The sequence below is a fragment of the Citrobacter freundii complex sp. 2024EL-00216 genome (assembly GCF_043945515.1).
GTDB lineage: Bacteria > Pseudomonadota > Gammaproteobacteria > Enterobacterales > Enterobacteriaceae > Citrobacter > Citrobacter portucalensis.
This window is the reverse complement of sequence record NZ_JBIMRA010000001.1, coordinates 245,713-261,947: the sequence shown is the minus strand read 5'-3', so window position 1 is coordinate 261,947 and position 16,235 is coordinate 245,713. Positions and strand designations below refer to the sequence as shown.

Here is a 16,235-nt window from a genome sequence, read left to right as displayed (position 1 = left end):
TTACCCTCTGCAATTACAAATGATGATTCAGGTTATGCGGCTTTAGCTTCAATATGTTGAATCAGCTTCCAGTCGTTGCTGGTTGAAGAGTGCTGGTAGTAGTCCCAGCACTCATCGTCTGCTGTGTTGGCATTACATGTTTCTGCGTAACTGATGGCTTCTTGCTCAGAACCAAAAACATCGTTTGAATACCGGCATTTGCCATCATCGTGGACAAACAAAACATCAAACCTTGGCTCGTCATAATCAGCAGAGATATCCCGAACATTGAAGCCCTTTAAAATCTCTTGTCCGCTACTTGTTTCCATCGCCTTACCCTCTGTTTGTATCGTGAGCTAATAAAAAGTCCGCCATCAGGCAGCCTCAGCTTGAATGAGTGCCGGGATTTTTAGCCGCGCCCGGCGCGCGCTTTCCCGCTATTCCCCAACAGCAAGAAATCGCTTACTCTTTAATCTCCCCAACAGTAGAAAGGATATATTCATGCAAACCATGCGGACCGTGTGCCCTGACTGTGGAAGTGAGATGTTCAACCAGCCCGATGATTTTGACTTTGAGACAAATTTCACCGTCGTCAGTTGTGCTGACTGTGGTCGAGAAATCACTAAGGACGATGTTGTCAATCAGGCCACGGACACGGTCAAAAAACAGCTCGACGACATGCTCAGGAATTCCCTCAAAGGAACTGGCTGGAAGTTCGACTAATTTCAAAAGCTCCCCAAACTGAGTAAGAACCTCACTGGCGTCTACGTTAAGCAGTAGTGGCGCCGTTTTTTTATCTGCCATACACACCCCTCTGTTTGTTTACCGTCAGCCCCTCGCAAAGAGCTGCTGGTAAATCGCTTTGCCATAATTGCCGCTCCTCCTGAGCCCGCCTATGGTCCGACGCATGGTTTACTGTCGCGCCGTTCGACTGACCGAAACGCTGTGTTGTTTCGATGGGTTAAAATTACAAGATAGTTTGTAATCTGTAAACAAGAAATATTGTAATTTTCGGCATGAAAAACAAATACCGTTGTTTTATAACGATATTTATTTTGTCAAAAGGTGGGGGGCTTTGCGGGCGGTTAGATGTATTTAATTCGACCTTCTACAACCACACCAATGATTTTGCAGTTGCCATCTATCGGGATGAGGGGCCAGGCAGGGTTGAGTCCCTTAAGGTATTGCTTGCCGCCATCAATCACCAGTTTCTTGAATGTGGCCTCATTGGCATCCATGAGCTTAGCTATAACAAGGCTGCCGTTTTTTGCCTCTCGTCCTGTATCGACAAGAACAAGATGGCCATCAGGAATGCTCTGTCCAACTGGAGACGTCATAGAGTCGCCTTCTACGCGCAGCCAGAAGCCATCACCAAGGAGGTGAGTGTCGCTCTCTATCCATTCGTTAATCTGACTAAGATCGTAAGGCTCGCAAGCCTCAGCCCATGCTCCAGCGCTTACCCAGCTAATCAATGGATATTTCCCCTTAGGCTCATTCTTTCCTGCGAATGTTACATTGGAATGCCCTGTCCCGTGAAGAAGCCATTCAGAAGATACCTCAAAAACGGATGCCAGCTCAGGCAGGTAACGTGGGCGCTTAGTTCTGCCGCCTTCAAGTTGCTCGATAGCCTGCTGGGAGGTTCCGACCTTATCTGCTAGCTCGGATTGGGTCAATCCAAGCTGTTCTCTTTTAGCCTTTACGCGGCTCGCGATACTCATAAATCACCTCATCGTTTAACCCTCCGATGCTTACAAGAAAACCTGTATTTGACAAACAAGTTAAATTGTTTTTAAATACAAGAAAGTTTGTTGGAGGAACAATAATGCAAACAATCAAAGACCGCCTCAAAAAGAAGCGAATCGAACTTGATATGACTCAGGCTCAACTCGCTGAAAAGGCTGGTGTAAAGCAACAAACAATACAGCTTATCGAAGCTGGTGAAACCAAGCGCCCTCGTTACTTAGTTGAGTTAGCAAATGCGCTGGGTTGCGAACCTTCATGGCTGCTGAACGGGAAAAAATCCACCAAAGCAGCTTAATCGTCAGAAATATTACCGAACGGCCCGGTATATGGTCGGGTGCCCGGCGTGGTCATGGATGACTGTCAATGGTGCACGATAAAAAGAACAAACATTTATCAATTAACTATTTCACACCAAAGGAATTATCACATATGGAAAACTCAATTAATCGCAACAAGGCCAATGCCCAGCGCATTTTGTCCTGGTTGCTTAACCAAATCGCCATGAAAGGTGGCAACAACGTAGCTAAAGAGATCGGCGTTGATAAAGCGCAGATAACCCGCTGGAAAGAAACGTGGCTTCCGAAGATGGCAATGCTGCTGTCAGTTCTGGAATGGGGTGTCGTTGATGACGATATGGCGCGGTTGGCAAGAGAAGTAGCTGCGGTGCTCACAAAGAAAAATCGCCCGGCGGCAACCGAGCGATCAGACCAAATCACGATGGATTTTTAAAGCAATTTACAGGAGTCATTTTAATGGCTAAACGCAAAAAGTACCAGGAAAAAGAAGAGATTCGACACCCTGATTCACCAGATGGTTTGGTCGTTGCTGCTTCTAAAAATAAGGCGTTCGCAGAGCGTCTTGTTGGCGTTATTCGTATCGCAATGGCTAAGGCAGGGGTGAAGCATGGGCGTCGTTAAGCAATTAGCAGACTACAGGCCATCACTGGAGGCCGTGGAGCGTCAGGTGGCAGATCTCGATGATGGGTATACCCGCATCGCTAACGAGCTGCTGGAAGCGGTTATGGCTGCCGATTTAACGGCTCGCCAGCTGAAGGTTGTTCTGGCGGTGATTCGCAAAACTTACGGGTTCGGTAAAAAGTTCGACCGCATTACCAATACTCAAATAGCGATGATGACCGGTATTCACCACACGCATGTTTGCAAGGCCAAGAACGAGATGATCGCCATGAACATCATCGTGACAAACGGTCAGTCAATTGGCGTAAACAAGGTGATTTCTGAGTGGAATTTTGAGATTAGCCAAGTTAGCGAATCATTAGCCAAAACAGCTAATAAAACATTAGCCAACTTAGCTAATGGGTATAAGTCAACTCAGCTAAACACAAAAGAAACTATTCAAAAGAAAGAAAGAAAAGAAAACACACAGTCATCTGGCGATGACCGCGAACTGGTTAAACCTGAAAAGCGAAAACCAGTGAAGTTCGATTACGACGAGTATCTCTCCACCTACAACGAGATTGTCGGCGATCGACTGCCTCACGCTGTCGAGGCCAACGAAGAACGCCAGCGCAAAATACGTAAACTGGTTAACTCTCTCGCTACCAAGAACATCGACGGATTCCGCGCCTACGTGAAAGCGTTCATGGCAGCTGCAAGACCATTCCATTTCGGTGATAACGATCGCGACTGGGTGGCAAATTTTGATTACCTGCTACGTCCGAAAGTTCTGGTGGCTATTCGTGAGGGAACACTATGAGACAGGATATCGAGGCCAGTGTGATTGGCGGATTACTTCTCGGCGGACTTACCCCGGCGGCAACTGACGTTCTCTCCCGGATTGATGCTGAAGCGTTCACCACCCCACTCTACCGGAAAGCCTTTGAGGTGATCCGCAAACAGGCAAGAAATCGCAAACTGATTGACGCTCTGATGGTCGCTGAGGAATGCGGTGATCAGCATGCTACCGATGTGATGATGACTGCCAGAGCATGCCCTAGCGCTGCAAACCTGACTGGTTACGCAGATATGCTGGCAGACCAACATCAGCGCCGATTGTTCCTGCATGCCATAGACGAGCTACGCGGCGATGTGAGCAACGGAACGCTGGACGGCGCAGCATCAGCAATGGACGAGTTAATGCGTCGCCTGAGCACCATCAGGAAGCCAAAAGGCGAGGTTAAGCCCGTTCGTTTAGGTGAAGTCCTGAATGACTATGCCGAAACGCTGGAGAACAGGCTTAAAAACGGTGAAGAGTCAGACACCATGAAAACCGGTATCGACGAACTGGATGCGATTACCGGCGGAATGAACGCCGAGGATTTGGTGATTATCGCTGCCCGTCCTGGTATGGGTAAAACGGAAATATCGCTGAAGATTGCCGAAGGTGTAGCGAGTAGACCGTTGCCGGGAACTGACACCTTGCGCGGGGTGCTTATTTTCAGCATGGAGATGAGCAACCTGCAGATCGCCGAGCGAAGCATTGCCGGACGCGAAAACATGTCTGTCAGCGTTCTGCGCAACCCGGCAAACATGGACGACGAAGGGTGGGCAAGGGTCTACAACGCAATATGTCACCTGAAAGACCTGGATGTCTGGATGGTTGACGCATCCAAACTTACAGTCGAAGAAATCCGCAGCATCGCCGAACGACACAAGCAGGAGAAACCGGCGCTATCACTCATCATGGTTGACTACCTTGGCCTTATCGAGAAGCCAAAAGCAGAGCGAAATGACCTGGCTATAGCGCACATCTCCGGCAGCCTGAAGGCGATGGCTAAAGACCTGAAGACGCCAGTTATTTCTCTCAGCCAGTTATCCCGCGAAGTTGAGAAACGGCCTAACAAGCGCCCGGTTAACGCAGATTTGCGCGACTCTGGAAGTGTAGAGCAGGACGCAGACTGCATCATCATGCTCTATCGGGAAGCGGTATACGACGAGCATAGCCCCGCGGCGAAGTTTGCGGAAATCATCGTTACCAAAAACCGTTTTGGCTCTCTTGGCACTGTGTATCAGCGATTCGTTAACGGTCACTTCATGCCATGTGATCAGGATGAAGCCCGCATGATTTCAACCAGCAAGCCTTCAACTGGAAAGCGTTATGCCAAAGGAGCAGATGTGTGAACAAAATACCATCACAAATCATTCTTGAGTTTATCAATAACCCTAGGTTTGTAACCGTTCTCGATCGCTGCCTTGAGGAAGAGGAGTTGATTGAACAGTTCGAGCGACTTTCAGGAGTAAAAAGACCAGCCGAGCGCCAGCATCCACTTGAGCGCATGGTTGATGAAGTGACCGGGTTTCGAAAATCACAGTGGAGTGATTTTTTCGAAGCGTTCATCCCGTTTATTTACGATTGCGTATGGCTTCGATGGGAAGGGCGCAACGATGAAAGGTGCTGGAAATGACCAATAAAGAAACGCTTAACACTCGCCAGATTATCGAAACTCAATACCCGGAATTCCCTGAAACCATCCTCCACGCAGAACTATGCCGCGCCTGTGCCCGCGTAGACGGTCGAAGCATCAAGCAGTCACTCAAGGCATTTGCTCTGGCACGTATCGAAAAGGTTGATAGCAAGCCACTTAAAGGCGCACTGGAGCAGATGGCATCCAGCATGTTTCCAGAGACAGAGATAGCCCGTATCCGCGCCTGTGTAGGTCGCACGGAGTCGGCACTGGTTAAGACATTCGGAGTTAAGCGAGCATGACTGAAGCCTACATAGCAGAGCTATCTGCAAGCGTGGCCGTGATAGTCGGCCTTTTTTATGCAATACGCAAAAACATCGATTAACAGGCTCGCAAATGCGGGTCTTTTTTATGAGGGTAGGATTATGAAACCGACATACGAAGAATTAGAGCGTCAACTTGAAGAGTCACGTCGCGAGTTCCGTGCAGCAGACGCGACTATTCACAATCTTGAACAAAAACTCACAGACCTTTCAGTACAACTCGCTAACGCCGAGAGCAAGTGCAGGGAGCTGGCGTCTGAAGTGAGTGAGTTAAACGAATGCAAAAATCTTCTGGAAAAAATTAAGTCAACGTCATGCCATGTTGATACATCGAAGGATGCGGTTATCCCTAACTCGCTGGATGCGTGGGGAAGACCGGTTCCGCAGTATTTGCCGTATGACTTCTCAGGAAATCCATGTGCAAGTGCGACTCAATACTGTAACGGCTGGAATGATGCCGGAGGTTACTGGCTAAACCACGTCAAATACCTACAAGAATGCATCCGCGCCGCTGGCATTGGCGTGAAGGGGGAGTGAGATGGCTGACGTAATCAAAATGGAGTGTGTTCATTCCAATAATCCTGAGTGGTTCTCACCAGGTGATATTTATGATTCCGGGAAACGCGGACCTGATATTTGTATTTGTGGTGACAACCTCGTGTCCGACCTTAACCCGGAAGACTGGTACGAGATGAGCCAGCGAGTCGATGGGCTATGGTTTCTTACCGGCTTTCAGCAATCAGTATTGTTTAGAACCGTGAGGACTAACCCATGACAACTAACCACCCTGCGCACGGTCCTGTATCACTCGATCGCCTGCACCAGATACGCGAAATACTCAGCAAAGCAGCAGCACAAAGCGACGGCGGTAATCTCGGCTACGCAATGGCTGATGCTGTGAAGGTGATTGATGGTTCGATTTCTGCGTTTGATGCTGATCCACAACGAAACCCCGTGCTGGCCTACGCGGACAGTTATCGCGATATGGCTAAGCGTGGGGTTGAATCCATTCCAGTCTGGAGCGTAATAACCGACCTTGAAAGAAATATCGCCCCTCTCTACGCCACACCCCCGTCGCCGGTAGTGCCGGATGATGTGCTGGACGCATTGCAGAAAGTGGCTCGTATACGCCTCGACCTGAATGACTTCGACGGCGATCGCCGTGGCATCGCTGATTGCCTGGGTAATGCCGAAGAGGCGTTAATCGAGGTAGTAAACCGCAGCGCCGCCATGCTTCAGGCAGAACCTGCAAGTAATAGTGATGAGTTACCGCTGGACTATCTGCAAGGACACAAAGACGGACTGGAGTGGGCTGCACAATTGGCAGAGGCTAATCATCCGCAAACAGGTGACTGGTTGTACGACGACCCAATCGAGCTTGCTAGGGCGATTCGCAAAGGTCCGGATATGCCTACCGTTCAGGATGGCAAGTCTCCAGTAGCTCCGGGTGCATGGATTCCGGTAAGCGAGCGGATGCCGGAAGCTGAAGGTCGTTATTGGTGCTATGTCGAAGAACAGAATTACCTTGGTAAAAGCCACTATCAGTGGAACTGCTCATGGAATGGTGAGCGGTGGTGGGTTGAAAGTGATAATGGCGGGCGCGTAACTCACTGGATGGAACTGCCAGCAGCACCGCAGCAAGATGTGAAGTCCGCGCTTGAACATGGAATGCAGCGTTACGCCGGAGCTATGCAAAAACTGTCAGAAGGGGATAATTGATGGCTAAATTTAGCACCATTCAGGAGTTAACTGGGTCTGACATGGAACAAGGTCGTGCGCTGATGAATCGTTACTGGCTCTCATCATCACTTCCAGTTCGAGAAAAGCGGCAAAACATGCCTAGGCTATGCGTATTTCGTAGGGATAGGATACTGCGTAAATTGATGAGTAATGAGATGAATGCTTTGGTTAATCGCATAACTGAATTCCAATCTTCTGCAACGTCAAGCAACATTACCCACTCTCAAAATTAGTGTTATAATTATGTCGCAGTCGGATTGAGCACCCGGCTGTGACCTCTGCATCTGATTGGGAAATTAGATGCGAAACACAAAGAGTACGACCTATCTTATGCCGTCAGTGTTATCTAATGCTGAGGGTTTTCTGCATTCTGCGTTACCTCTCGGAGGTGGCGTATGAATATCCCAGAGCAGGGTATCAAGCTGCATGCTGGCAACTTCGCCGCCATCGGTCAGCACCTGCAACCATATCTCAATGACGGACAATGCTATCGCCTCCAGTTAAAGCCATGGAGAGAGAAGCGTAGCCTGTCGCAGAACTCACTTCTTCATTTGTGGCTGGGAGAAATCAGCGAATACCTGGTTAAATCCGGACGCACAGACGCAACCCCTGAATGGGTCAAGCGCAACCTCAAAAAGACTTACCTCGGCTGCGAGGAAGTCACCTACACCGATTTCATCACCGGTGCCAAAGAAACCACCTGGGAACCTCGCCACACGTCTCAACTCGATACCGGAGAGATGCACATCTTTCTGTGCAAAGTCGAGGCGTGGTGCGCTCAGTTTGGTCTGGCGCTGACTATCCCAAGTAACTGCGAATTCCAGCAACTCCGCGAACAACAAGACCAGTAAGGAAAGCATATGGCACTCAAAAGAGACAAATACGACACCATTTTTTCTGAGCTGGTTCGCGAACGCGCTAACTGGTGCTGTGAAAGTTGTGGTCGTGATTTCAGCAGCAACCGTGCATCGCTGCATTGTTCACACATTAACGGACGCCGCCACACAGCTACTCGCTGGCACCCGTTTAACGCGCTGGCCCACTGCGTAGGTTGTCATCGTCGATTGGGTGAAGAGCCGATCCAGTTTGCCCGTCACGCCGAATACGAATATGGCGTGATGACCATCGAGCAGGTATCCCGCGCCGCGCTGCATCCGATGAAGATTAAGCCATGGCAGAAGGAAGAACTGTATCAGCACTACAAGCAGGAGTTAGTGCGACTCAAGCAATTGCGAATTACTGGCGTGTTAGGGCGTATCGAGTTCACAGCGCCTGACTGGTATCAGCAGAACATCACTTTGCGTATGGGGGAGGCAGCATGACCCGTGACCAGATAGCCCGATACCAGGCCGAAAGCGTCATGCGCGCCAAACAGCCGCCAGTAGCAAAGCACAGTCAGCAGACCAAAACCAAACAGCCGGAGAGGGCCGCAGCGTGAATCTTGAAAACACAGTGAAATACCACTTCGCGAAGTCAACGATGATTAGCGATGCTCCACGCGCAACAGCATCTGACTCATTAACCGGCACTGACATCATGGCGGCGATAGGAATGACACAGAGCCGAGCCGCTCTCGGGTTCAGTGCATTCCTCGGCAAGATGGATATCAGCGATTACGATCGTGAGCGAGCGATTGATCTGCTGACCAAATATGCAATTGAGCACTGCGATAAGGTTGCCGCCTTACGCAAGCTTGAGAGTGATGTTAAGCCAAAGGTAATGAAAGTTCTTGCAACTTTCGCCTTTGCTGATTACTCCCGGAGCGCCGCCAGCACCAGAACGTGCGACTGCTGCCATGGAAATAAGTTTGTCGAAGCTGAAGTGATGACAATGAAACACATAGGACGCCCGCACCTTAGCGAAAAAAGAGAGACGGTTAAGGTGCTTTGCCACAAATGCAAAGGGAAGGGAGTTCTGACCAACGCATGCCAGTGCAATGGCAAAGGAACAGTATTAGATAAAGAGAAAACTATTCTACAAAGTGGCGTTCCTGCATATAAAACCTGTTCACGCTGCAATGGGCGTGGTTATGCCAGATTGCTACCTGATAGCGTCCGTAAATACATCTGCGTAACGGTGATGGATATACCTGAAACCACGTGGCGCAGGTCTTACAAGGATTTCTTTGAAAGTCTGGTAGGCGAGTGCATCAAGCAGGAAGAGTACGCAAACCAGATGTTGAACAAAGTCACACGGTAGTGAATATTTTCTATGAAATAGGACTTATCTAGAAAATTACACTTTACAAAGTGGCGATTTCTGTTTAATCTAAACTCAATGATGGAGTAGTGCATTCATTCGATGGCCCTGAGTTGATAGCTCGGGGTTTTTTTGTATCTGCACAACAGGTAATTGCATTGGGGTGACCGGTTAATCCCGTTACGCTAACCGAAACAGGCGCAGTGCAATTATCGTTGTGGTGAATGCGCAGGCTGATGCGCTAACTTATCAGCTAGATGGTGAGGTAAAGGCTCACCATGGCGACGACGGGTAGTTCATTTACATGCGGGAAAAAACAGCACCCGTCACCACACGCCAAATACCTACCAGGACCATAAGAGCGAAAGCTCAACGCACCACCCTCATCTTGCCCACTTCGCGTGGGCTTTTTTATTCGCGCCCATCCATACAGCTAACCACTTACTCCTTGAACGCAATGGGTGAGGCGCTTCTCTACAAACACACAGCTCCCGCTTCACTTGCGAGGAGAGAGACTATGAAGATGCCTAACACTCCACATGGATGGGCAGACATCAGCGAAATTCTGGCGTCCTGGTGGCGCGGTGACGTTCCTATCGGTGGCGTCATTATGGCTATCGTGATGGCTGTCCTGCGAATGGCTTATTCTGGCAGCAGCTGGAAAGAAACGTTCTTTGAAGGATTAATGTGTGGCGCACTGGCGCTAACCACATATTCCGCTCTCGATTACTTCGATGTGCCGAAAGCACTCACTGTTGGCATCGGTGGATTTATCGGGTTCGTCGGTGTGAAGAAGCTCAGCACCTTCCTGTCTGGATATGTTGGAAATCGTTTCGGAGGTGGCAATGCAGATAAGCAATAACCAGCGAAAAGCGTTCCTCGATATGCTTGCCTGGTCAGAAGGTACGGATAAGCCAGAGCAGCCAACAAAAAACCACGGATACGATGTGATTGTCGGTGGCTCGCTGTTCACTGATTATTCAGATCACCCGCGCAAGTTAGTAACACTGAATCCGAAACTTAAATCTACGGCAGCCGGTCGATATCAGTTGCTGTCTCGTTGGTGGGATGCCTACCGCAAGCAGCTTGGTCTGAAAGATTTCTCCCCCAAAAGCCAGGACGCAGTGGCATTGCAGCAGATTAAAGAACGCCGCGCGCTGGAGTTAATCGACTCTGGCGACATCCGTCAGGCTATCGATCGCTGCAGCAATATCTGGGCATCACTCCCCGGCGCTGGTTACGGTCAGTTTGAGCATAAGGCTGATAGCCTCATCGCCAAATTCAAAGAGGCTGGCGGTACGGTAAACGAGCCAAAGTCATGAGTCGAGTAACTGCAATCATCATTGCCGTTGTCGTCTGCGTCATCGTGTCGCTTGGCTGGGCGGCTAATCACTACCGCGATAACGCCATCACCTACAAAGACCAGCGTGACAAAGCCACCAAGAATCTCAGCCTGGCTAACGCCACCATCAAAGATATGCAGGTACGCCAGCGAGATGTCGCTGCGCTGGATGCCAAATACACGAAGGAGCTAGCTGATGCGCAAAACACCATTAGCGATCTGCGTCGGGATGTCGATTCTGGCGCTAAACGGCTGCGTGTCGCCGCAACCTGCACTGGAGTGCATCAAGCCGCCACCGCCTCCGGCATGGATGCTCTTGCCGAGCCCGAACTTACTGGAGCCGCTCGACGGGATTATTTCACCCTCAGAGAGCGAATCGCCACCGTCACAAAGCAACTGACCGGCCTGCAGGAATATGTGCGCGAGCAGTGCCTGAAGTGATTCGTCACCCCAATAAACAAACAGAGCCTGACTTCGGTCGGGCTTTTTTATGCCCGCGCATCTCACGCGCACATCAACGAGAGCCTTTCAGTAAGCGAGCCTGAGAACAGCCGTTATAGGTGGCGACCTCTCTCGGGCGGCTTTTCTGTGAGACAGGCTCACTTTCTAAAAGGTAAAGACGCTATGAATAATCCGTCAGTTATTCCTGCCTTCGACTTCCGCGAAATGGTTACGACACTCGACAACAAGATAATCACCACATCGTTAAAAGTGGCTAACTATTTTGGTAAACGACACAAAGACGTTTTGCGTGCCATTCGTAACCTGAAATGCTCCGATGACTTCACCCAGCGCAATTTTGCGCCCATTGATTTCATTGATAAAAATGGCGATGTTCAGCCTATGTATAACATCACCCGCGACGGATGCATGATGCTCGTGATGGGATTCACGGGCAAAACAGCTGCCGCAGTAAAGGAGTGTTACATCAATGCCTTTAACTGGATGGCCGAGCAGTTAAACCGGCGCATGGCCATGGGTGAAGAAATGCAGCACCGCTACGCCATCAAAGAAACGCGCTCAAAGCTGAAAGGCACGATCGGAAGCCGGTTGATGAACGAGCGGAAGAAAGAGAAGCGCGTCCTGGAGCTCGAGCATGAGCACATCATGCAGGTAACGCAGCCGGAATTACTTATTGGCTGATCGCGGCATTACAGGAGCCCTTTACTGAGGGGCTTCGATAATGTCAACGTGAGGTAAGTATTATGGCAAAACCGGACTGGGGAGCACTGCAAGACCAGTTCCTCGCCGAGCATGCCAAAACAGGTATTTCCCCTAAAGACTGGTGCCAGGCTCAGGGACTGAATTACGCATCTGCGAAACGCTACATCAAAGTAACGTCGTATGGTGCGAAATCGCAGAAAGAAGCTGCGAAAAAAAATGCGAATTCGCAAAAGGGAAAGAGCGAGGCCAATAAATCCGGGAAGGTGAAAAAATCCGACCGTGAAACAGGCAGCACCAAAAATTCCCGAGACGCGAAACCGATACGCGGGTCACGCACCGCACCGCCGACAAACGCCTTCCGGCCTGGCAACCAGAATGCCCTTAAGCACGGCGGCTACGGTCGCAGGATGCTGCTCTCTGACGCAATCACCGAAGACGCAAAGTTGCTCACGCTCGACGATGAGCTGTTCTGGCTGCGCGCGGCGAACCTGACGGCGGCGGAGAACATTGGTCGCTGGCAGGCTGAGCTGGAGCTGGCCGATGATGACAAAGCGAAGGACCTCCACTCGCTGATTTCCTCTGCTGAAAAGGCTATGCACCGGAACACGCAGCGCATCGAGTCGCTGGAGTACACCAAAGGCTCGATAGAGAAACTACGGGTCGATGCTGCCTACCGCGAACGCGCCACTGAGAAAGTGGAAATGGAAATCGACATCATGAAGGACGGCGACAGCGACAACGCGATCGTCGTACACAATACCCTGCCGATACCTGGAAGATGATATGGCCGACATTTGCCTCCCGACGCTGCATGACGGGCAGTTAAAGGTCTGGTCCGATTCCTGGGAAGGTCAGCTGCATGCTGTCCGGTGTGGCCGACGCTGGGGTAAGACATTCATGCTGTCCAGCGCCGCCGTGACCTATGCCACTGCGCCGTTTAAGCGCCCGGGCATGGACATTGAACTCGGCGGCCGCGTCGGTATCTTCACCGCTGAGTATCGCCAGTATCAGGAGATCTACGACAAGCTCGAAGAAATCCTGCTGCCGCTGAAGAAGAGCTTCAGCCGCCAGGAGAAGCGCCTGCTGTTGAAGAACGGCGGGAAGATCGACTTCTGGGTCACCAACGACAACAAACTGGCTGGCCGTGGCCGTGAGTACGAAATCATCCTGATAGACGAGGCGGCATTTACCAAGTCGCCAGAGATGCTGAGGGAGATCTGGCCGAAGTCGATTAAGCCAACGTTGCTGACGACGAAAGGCCGCGCCTACGTCTTTTCAACGCCGGACGGGGTGGACGAAGAGAACTTCTTCTATGCCATCTGCCACGACAAGAATCTCGGATTCATCGAGCATCACGCGCCGACATCCTCCAACCCGTTCGTTCCGCCGGAAGAACTGGAGAAGGAGAGGGCCAACAACGACCCGCGCGTGTTCCGCCAGGAGTTTCTGGCCGAGTTCGTCGACTGGTCTGCCGCTTCGCTGTTCGACGTCCGCAAATGGTTCGAGGGTGAGAATCAGGATCAGCCTGTCGATTACCCTGAAATGTGCCAGGCCGTCTTTGCTGTCATGGATACCGCCGTCAAGGGTGGTTCAGAACATGACGGTACGGCTGTGGTGTATTACGCCGTCGACACCCGGCCCGGCATTCAGCGCCTCACCATTCTCGACTGGGATGTGGTGCAGATTGACGGCGCGCTGCTGGAGACGTGGATGCCGTCGGTATTTGACCGCCTCAACGAGCTTTCCGGCCAGTGTGTTGCCATCAACGGCAGTCTGGGCGTGTTCATCGAGGACGCCAGCATGGGCAGCATCCTCCTGCAGAAAGGTGAAAGCCTGGGATGGCCGGTCAACAAAATTGAGTCCGCCCTGACCAGCAAAGGCAAGGACGAGCGCGCCATTATGGCCTCCGGTTACCACTACCGCGGCCTGGCGAAAATATCCAGACACGCTTACGAGAAGACAGCCGTCTTCAAGGGCGAAACAGCAAACCATCTGCACAAGCAGGTATCCCGATTCCACCTTGCCGACAAGAAAGCGCATAAGCGCGCCGATGACCTGCTCGATGATTACACCTACGGGCTGATCATCGCCTTCGGCAGCGGCGACGCAATCTGACGAGAGAACCAATGAACGAAGACGATTTCGAAATCGGCAGCTGCTCTCACTCAGAGTTGATGGCATTGCTGGACAGTGACGACATCCAGCCCGGCTCTACGGCTGGCTATCAGACCTGCAAAACGGTTTACCTCTACCACCCGTTGGGCGGCAAGATGGTGGATCGCCCGATTAAAATGGCGATGAATGAGCCGCGCACCGTGCATGTTGCCCAGTCGTATGGGTTTGAGCAGCGCCTGCGCGACGCGTTCGAGCGCGAGTGGAAAGCGATGGGTGCTAACCAGCACATCGCCAACGCCGCGCGCATCGCCCGAATTTACGGCGTATCGGCGATCGCAATGCTGGTGGATAACCAGGAGCCGAATGAATCGCTGGACTACCGCACGCTGTACAAGCACAACGTCAGCTTTAACATCCTTGACCCGCTGAACACAGCGGGCAGCATCGTGCTGAATCAGGATCCGAACGCCCAGGACTTCCAGAAAGTCGACGGAATCCGGGTGGCGGGCAAGCCGTATCACAAATCTCGCTGTGTCGTCGTGCAGAACGAGGACCCGATTTACCTCGCATACAACCCGGCGGCGTTCGGCTTCACGGGGCGCAGCGTGTACCAGCGCGCGCTCTACCCGCTGAAGTCTTTCATCCAGACCATGCGCACAGACGATATGGTTGCGGTGAAAGGCGGCCTGCTGGTGACGAAAATCGCGGGTGCTGGCGCGGTCGTTAACAAAGTCATGCAGGCGCTTGGCGGAATGAAGCGCATGATGTTGAAGCGAGGGAAAACAGGAGAAGTTCTGCAGATTGGCCCGCAAGATGGAATTGAGTCAATCGACCTGAGCAACCTGGAAAAGCCTCTCGACTCTGCGCGTAAGCACATTCTCGAGAACGTGGCCGCCGCCGCTGACATGCCGGCAATCATCCTCAACTCCGAGACGTTCGCCCAGGGCTTCGGTGAAGGCACTGAAGATGCACGCGCTGTAGCGGTGTACATCGACAACATCCGCGAGTGGCTGGACCCGCTTTATGCGTTCTTCATCCGCGTGTGCCAGTACCGCGCCTGGAGCATTGAATTCTTCCAGTCGCTGCGTGCTGACTTCCCGGAGCTGAAAAACACCTACAGCCTCTATTTCTCGACGTGGATTAATAACTTTGAATATCGCTGGCCGTCCTCCCTGAAAGAGCCGGAAAGCGAGAAGGTGAAGGTCGACGAAACGCGCTTTAAGGCGATCGTCAGTATGCTGGAAGTGGTGCTGCCGCAACTCACGGCGGACCCTGAAAACCGGGCGACGCTTATCGAGTGGGCGTGTGAAAACGCCAATGCCAACGAGAACCTATTCCCTCAGCGGCTTAACCTCGATTACGACTCTCTGAAGGAAAACCCACCGCCTGAGCCGCCGAAAGCTGAAGAGCCTGGCGGCGGGATGATGCTATGAGCAAATTTTCCAGAACAGTAAGGGAGGCGGTTAAATTCTTCTTGCGCAATGGCTATACCTCGAGAGAGGAGCTGGAGCGATGGCAGGGAATTATTCGCCAGGCGGCGGAAAGCGAAACCCATGATGACTACATATCAAGGGTGTCAGATAAGCTTCGATCAACCTATGAAATGCAGATAAACAGGGCTAAGGCGCTGGATCGGCATCCAGGCTTGTCTCGATTTACTCTGAATTACATGGAGCCGAAGTTAAGAAGCGAGCTTGATAGACGAATCTTGGCTAGCGCCGACTTAATTAAGTTAAATCGTACAGGCGCGATAAACAAAACAGTCCAGAGATTTAGCGGGTGGGCTACCAGCATCCCTGTGCAGGATTACGTTGGAGGTGGACTATCTCCATCCTCCAAAAGCGGGGTTAATTACAACTGTGATCACATTCAGAAAAGCGCCTTGCAAATTGATTTTGAAGCGCGTCGGGTGATGATTGATCAGAACCATAAACTCATTGCAAATATCGACAACATCATAGCTGCCAGTAATAACGCCATAGCTGCAGAGTGGCATAGTCACTGGCGGCAGGCAGGTTATGACTACCGGGAAGATCACAAAGAGCGCGATAAGGTGGTCTATCTCATCCGCGGTAACTGGGCACAAAAAAACGGTTACGTGAAGGTGGGGCCTTCCGGTTATCTCGATGAAATTACGCAGCCCGGTGAAGAGGTTTTTTGCCGGTGTTACGTAACCTATCTCTACAACCTCCGGAGTATTCCTGAACACATGCTGACCCAGAAGGGGCAGAAGTTCATGGCGTCTATGAAATAAGCATAGGAGCAT

25 protein-coding genes are annotated in these 16,235 nt (G+C 51.3%); 22 read left to right on the top strand and 3 right to left on the bottom strand.

Going from position 1 to position 16,235, the window contains the following annotated elements; genetic code table 11:
• Positions 1–32 precede the first annotated feature (32 nt).
• The 3 genes from ACHHZ7_RS01280 to ACHHZ7_RS01270 all read right to left on the bottom strand — a co-directional run bounded on the left by ACHHZ7_RS01280 (position 33) and on the right by ACHHZ7_RS01270 (position 1,697).
• Positions 33–308 carry a hypothetical protein gene (locus ACHHZ7_RS01280; RefSeq protein WP_126327801.1) on the bottom strand — a complete coding sequence of 92 codons (276 nt, stop codon included), beginning with the start codon at positions 306–308 and terminating at the stop codon, positions 33–35.
• 133 nt (positions 309–441) lie between these two features.
• Positions 442–783 (bottom strand): hypothetical protein, encoded by a 342-nt coding sequence (locus ACHHZ7_RS01275; RefSeq protein WP_395148501.1) that lies wholly within the window; start codon positions 781–783, stop codon positions 442–444.
• A gap of 281 nt (positions 784–1,064) precedes the next feature.
• Positions 1,065–1,697 (bottom strand): LexA family transcriptional regulator, encoded by a 633-nt coding sequence (locus tag ACHHZ7_RS01270; RefSeq protein WP_213314358.1) that lies wholly within the window; start codon positions 1,695–1,697, stop codon positions 1,065–1,067.
• 104 nt (positions 1,698–1,801) lie between these two features.
• Here ACHHZ7_RS01270 and ACHHZ7_RS01265 point away from each other — a divergent pair, with 104 nt between their 5' ends.
• The 22 genes from ACHHZ7_RS01265 to ACHHZ7_RS01160 all read left to right on the top strand — a co-directional run bounded on the left by ACHHZ7_RS01265 (position 1,802) and on the right by ACHHZ7_RS01160 (position 16,223).
• Entirely contained in the window at positions 1,802–2,017 is a 216-nt protein-coding gene (locus ACHHZ7_RS01265) for a helix-turn-helix transcriptional regulator (RefSeq protein WP_213314357.1), read from the top strand.
• A gap of 134 nt (positions 2,018–2,151) precedes the next feature.
• On the top strand, positions 2,152–2,451 hold the full coding sequence (locus ACHHZ7_RS01260) for a CII family transcriptional regulator (RefSeq protein WP_395148497.1): 300 nt from the start codon (positions 2,152–2,154) through the stop codon (positions 2,449–2,451).
• Positions 2,452–2,474: 23 nt separating this feature from the next.
• On the top strand, positions 2,475–2,639 hold the full coding sequence (locus ACHHZ7_RS01255; protein WP_181627122.1) for a hypothetical protein: 165 nt from the start codon (positions 2,475–2,477) through the stop codon (positions 2,637–2,639).
• Positions 2,626–3,438 (top strand): replication protein, encoded by an 813-nt coding sequence (locus tag ACHHZ7_RS01250; RefSeq protein ID WP_395148495.1) that lies wholly within the window; start codon positions 2,626–2,628, stop codon positions 3,436–3,438. The genes ACHHZ7_RS01255 and ACHHZ7_RS01250 overlap by 14 nt, the downstream gene beginning before the upstream one ends.
• The gene (locus ACHHZ7_RS01245; protein ID WP_395148493.1) at positions 3,435–4,802 is read left to right on the top strand and encodes a replicative DNA helicase; all 1,368 of its coding nucleotides are present in this window, start codon (positions 3,435–3,437) and stop codon (positions 4,800–4,802) included. The genes ACHHZ7_RS01250 and ACHHZ7_RS01245 overlap by 4 nt, the downstream gene beginning before the upstream one ends.
• Positions 4,803–4,807: 5 nt before the next feature.
• A complete protein-coding gene (locus ACHHZ7_RS01240) occupies positions 4,808–5,086 on the top strand; it encodes a hypothetical protein (protein WP_071701417.1) in 279 nt (92 codons plus the stop codon).
• Entirely contained in the window at positions 5,083–5,388 is a 306-nt protein-coding gene (locus ACHHZ7_RS01235) for a hypothetical protein (protein ID WP_395148491.1), read from the top strand. The genes ACHHZ7_RS01240 and ACHHZ7_RS01235 overlap by 4 nt, the downstream gene beginning before the upstream one ends.
• Before the next feature lie 123 nt (positions 5,389–5,511).
• A complete protein-coding gene (locus ACHHZ7_RS01230; protein WP_060682535.1) occupies positions 5,512–5,946 on the top strand; it encodes a hypothetical protein in 435 nt (144 codons plus the stop codon).
• Position 5,947: 1 nt separating this feature from the next.
• Positions 5,948–6,184: a hypothetical protein gene (locus ACHHZ7_RS01225; RefSeq protein ID WP_395148489.1), complete on the top strand. Its 237-nt coding sequence runs from the start codon at positions 5,948–5,950 to the stop codon at positions 6,182–6,184.
• Positions 6,181–7,128, top strand: a complete 948-nt coding sequence (locus ACHHZ7_RS01220; RefSeq protein ID WP_395148487.1) for a DUF551 domain-containing protein — start codon at positions 6,181–6,183, stop codon at positions 7,126–7,128. The genes ACHHZ7_RS01225 and ACHHZ7_RS01220 overlap by 4 nt, the downstream gene beginning before the upstream one ends.
• A gap of 416 nt (positions 7,129–7,544) precedes the next feature.
• Entirely contained in the window at positions 7,545–8,000 is a 456-nt protein-coding gene (locus tag ACHHZ7_RS01215) for a YbcN family protein (protein ID WP_395148485.1), read from the top strand.
• Between the two features lie 9 nt (positions 8,001–8,009).
• Positions 8,010–8,471: a hypothetical protein gene (locus ACHHZ7_RS01210; RefSeq protein WP_395148483.1), complete on the top strand. Its 462-nt coding sequence runs from the start codon at positions 8,010–8,012 to the stop codon at positions 8,469–8,471.
• Positions 8,468–8,587 carry a hypothetical protein gene (locus ACHHZ7_RS01205; RefSeq protein ID WP_354689314.1) on the top strand — a complete coding sequence of 40 codons (120 nt, stop codon included), beginning with the start codon at positions 8,468–8,470 and terminating at the stop codon, positions 8,585–8,587. The genes ACHHZ7_RS01210 and ACHHZ7_RS01205 overlap by 4 nt, the downstream gene beginning before the upstream one ends.
• Complete coding sequence (locus ACHHZ7_RS01200) at positions 8,584–9,348, top strand: antitermination protein (RefSeq protein ID WP_395148481.1); 765 nt, start codon at positions 8,584–8,586, stop codon at positions 9,346–9,348. The genes ACHHZ7_RS01205 and ACHHZ7_RS01200 overlap by 4 nt, the downstream gene beginning before the upstream one ends.
• A 517-nt stretch (positions 9,349–9,865) precedes the next feature.
• Positions 9,866–10,210 carry a phage holin, lambda family gene (locus tag ACHHZ7_RS01195; RefSeq protein WP_185654536.1) on the top strand — a complete coding sequence of 115 codons (345 nt, stop codon included), beginning with the start codon at positions 9,866–9,868 and terminating at the stop codon, positions 10,208–10,210.
• Positions 10,194–10,670, top strand: a complete 477-nt coding sequence (locus tag ACHHZ7_RS01190; RefSeq protein ID WP_192464053.1) for a glycoside hydrolase family 104 protein — start codon at positions 10,194–10,196, stop codon at positions 10,668–10,670. Before ACHHZ7_RS01195 ends, ACHHZ7_RS01190 begins: the two co-directional genes overlap by 17 nt.
• Entirely contained in the window at positions 10,667–11,131 is a 465-nt protein-coding gene (locus ACHHZ7_RS01185) for a lysis protein (RefSeq protein ID WP_192464054.1), read from the top strand. Before ACHHZ7_RS01190 ends, ACHHZ7_RS01185 begins: the two co-directional genes overlap by 4 nt.
• Before the next feature lie 183 nt (positions 11,132–11,314).
• Entirely contained in the window at positions 11,315–11,833 is a 519-nt protein-coding gene (locus tag ACHHZ7_RS01180) for a Rha family transcriptional regulator (protein ID WP_192464055.1), read from the top strand.
• A gap of 62 nt (positions 11,834–11,895) precedes the next feature.
• Positions 11,896–12,636 (top strand): hypothetical protein, encoded by a 741-nt coding sequence (locus tag ACHHZ7_RS01175; protein WP_192464056.1) that lies wholly within the window; start codon positions 11,896–11,898, stop codon positions 12,634–12,636.
• Position 12,637: 1 nt separating this feature from the next.
• The gene (locus ACHHZ7_RS01170) at positions 12,638–13,969 is read left to right on the top strand and encodes a terminase large subunit domain-containing protein (protein WP_234116733.1); all 1,332 of its coding nucleotides are present in this window, start codon (positions 12,638–12,640) and stop codon (positions 13,967–13,969) included.
• Between the two features lie 11 nt (positions 13,970–13,980).
• Positions 13,981–15,402 (top strand): anti-CBASS protein Acb1 family protein, encoded by a 1,422-nt coding sequence (locus tag ACHHZ7_RS01165; protein ID WP_395148477.1) that lies wholly within the window; start codon positions 13,981–13,983, stop codon positions 15,400–15,402.
• The gene (locus tag ACHHZ7_RS01160) at positions 15,399–16,223 is read left to right on the top strand and encodes a hypothetical protein (RefSeq protein ID WP_016152534.1); all 825 of its coding nucleotides are present in this window, start codon (positions 15,399–15,401) and stop codon (positions 16,221–16,223) included. Before ACHHZ7_RS01165 ends, ACHHZ7_RS01160 begins: the two co-directional genes overlap by 4 nt.
• Positions 16,224–16,235 lie beyond the last annotated feature (12 nt).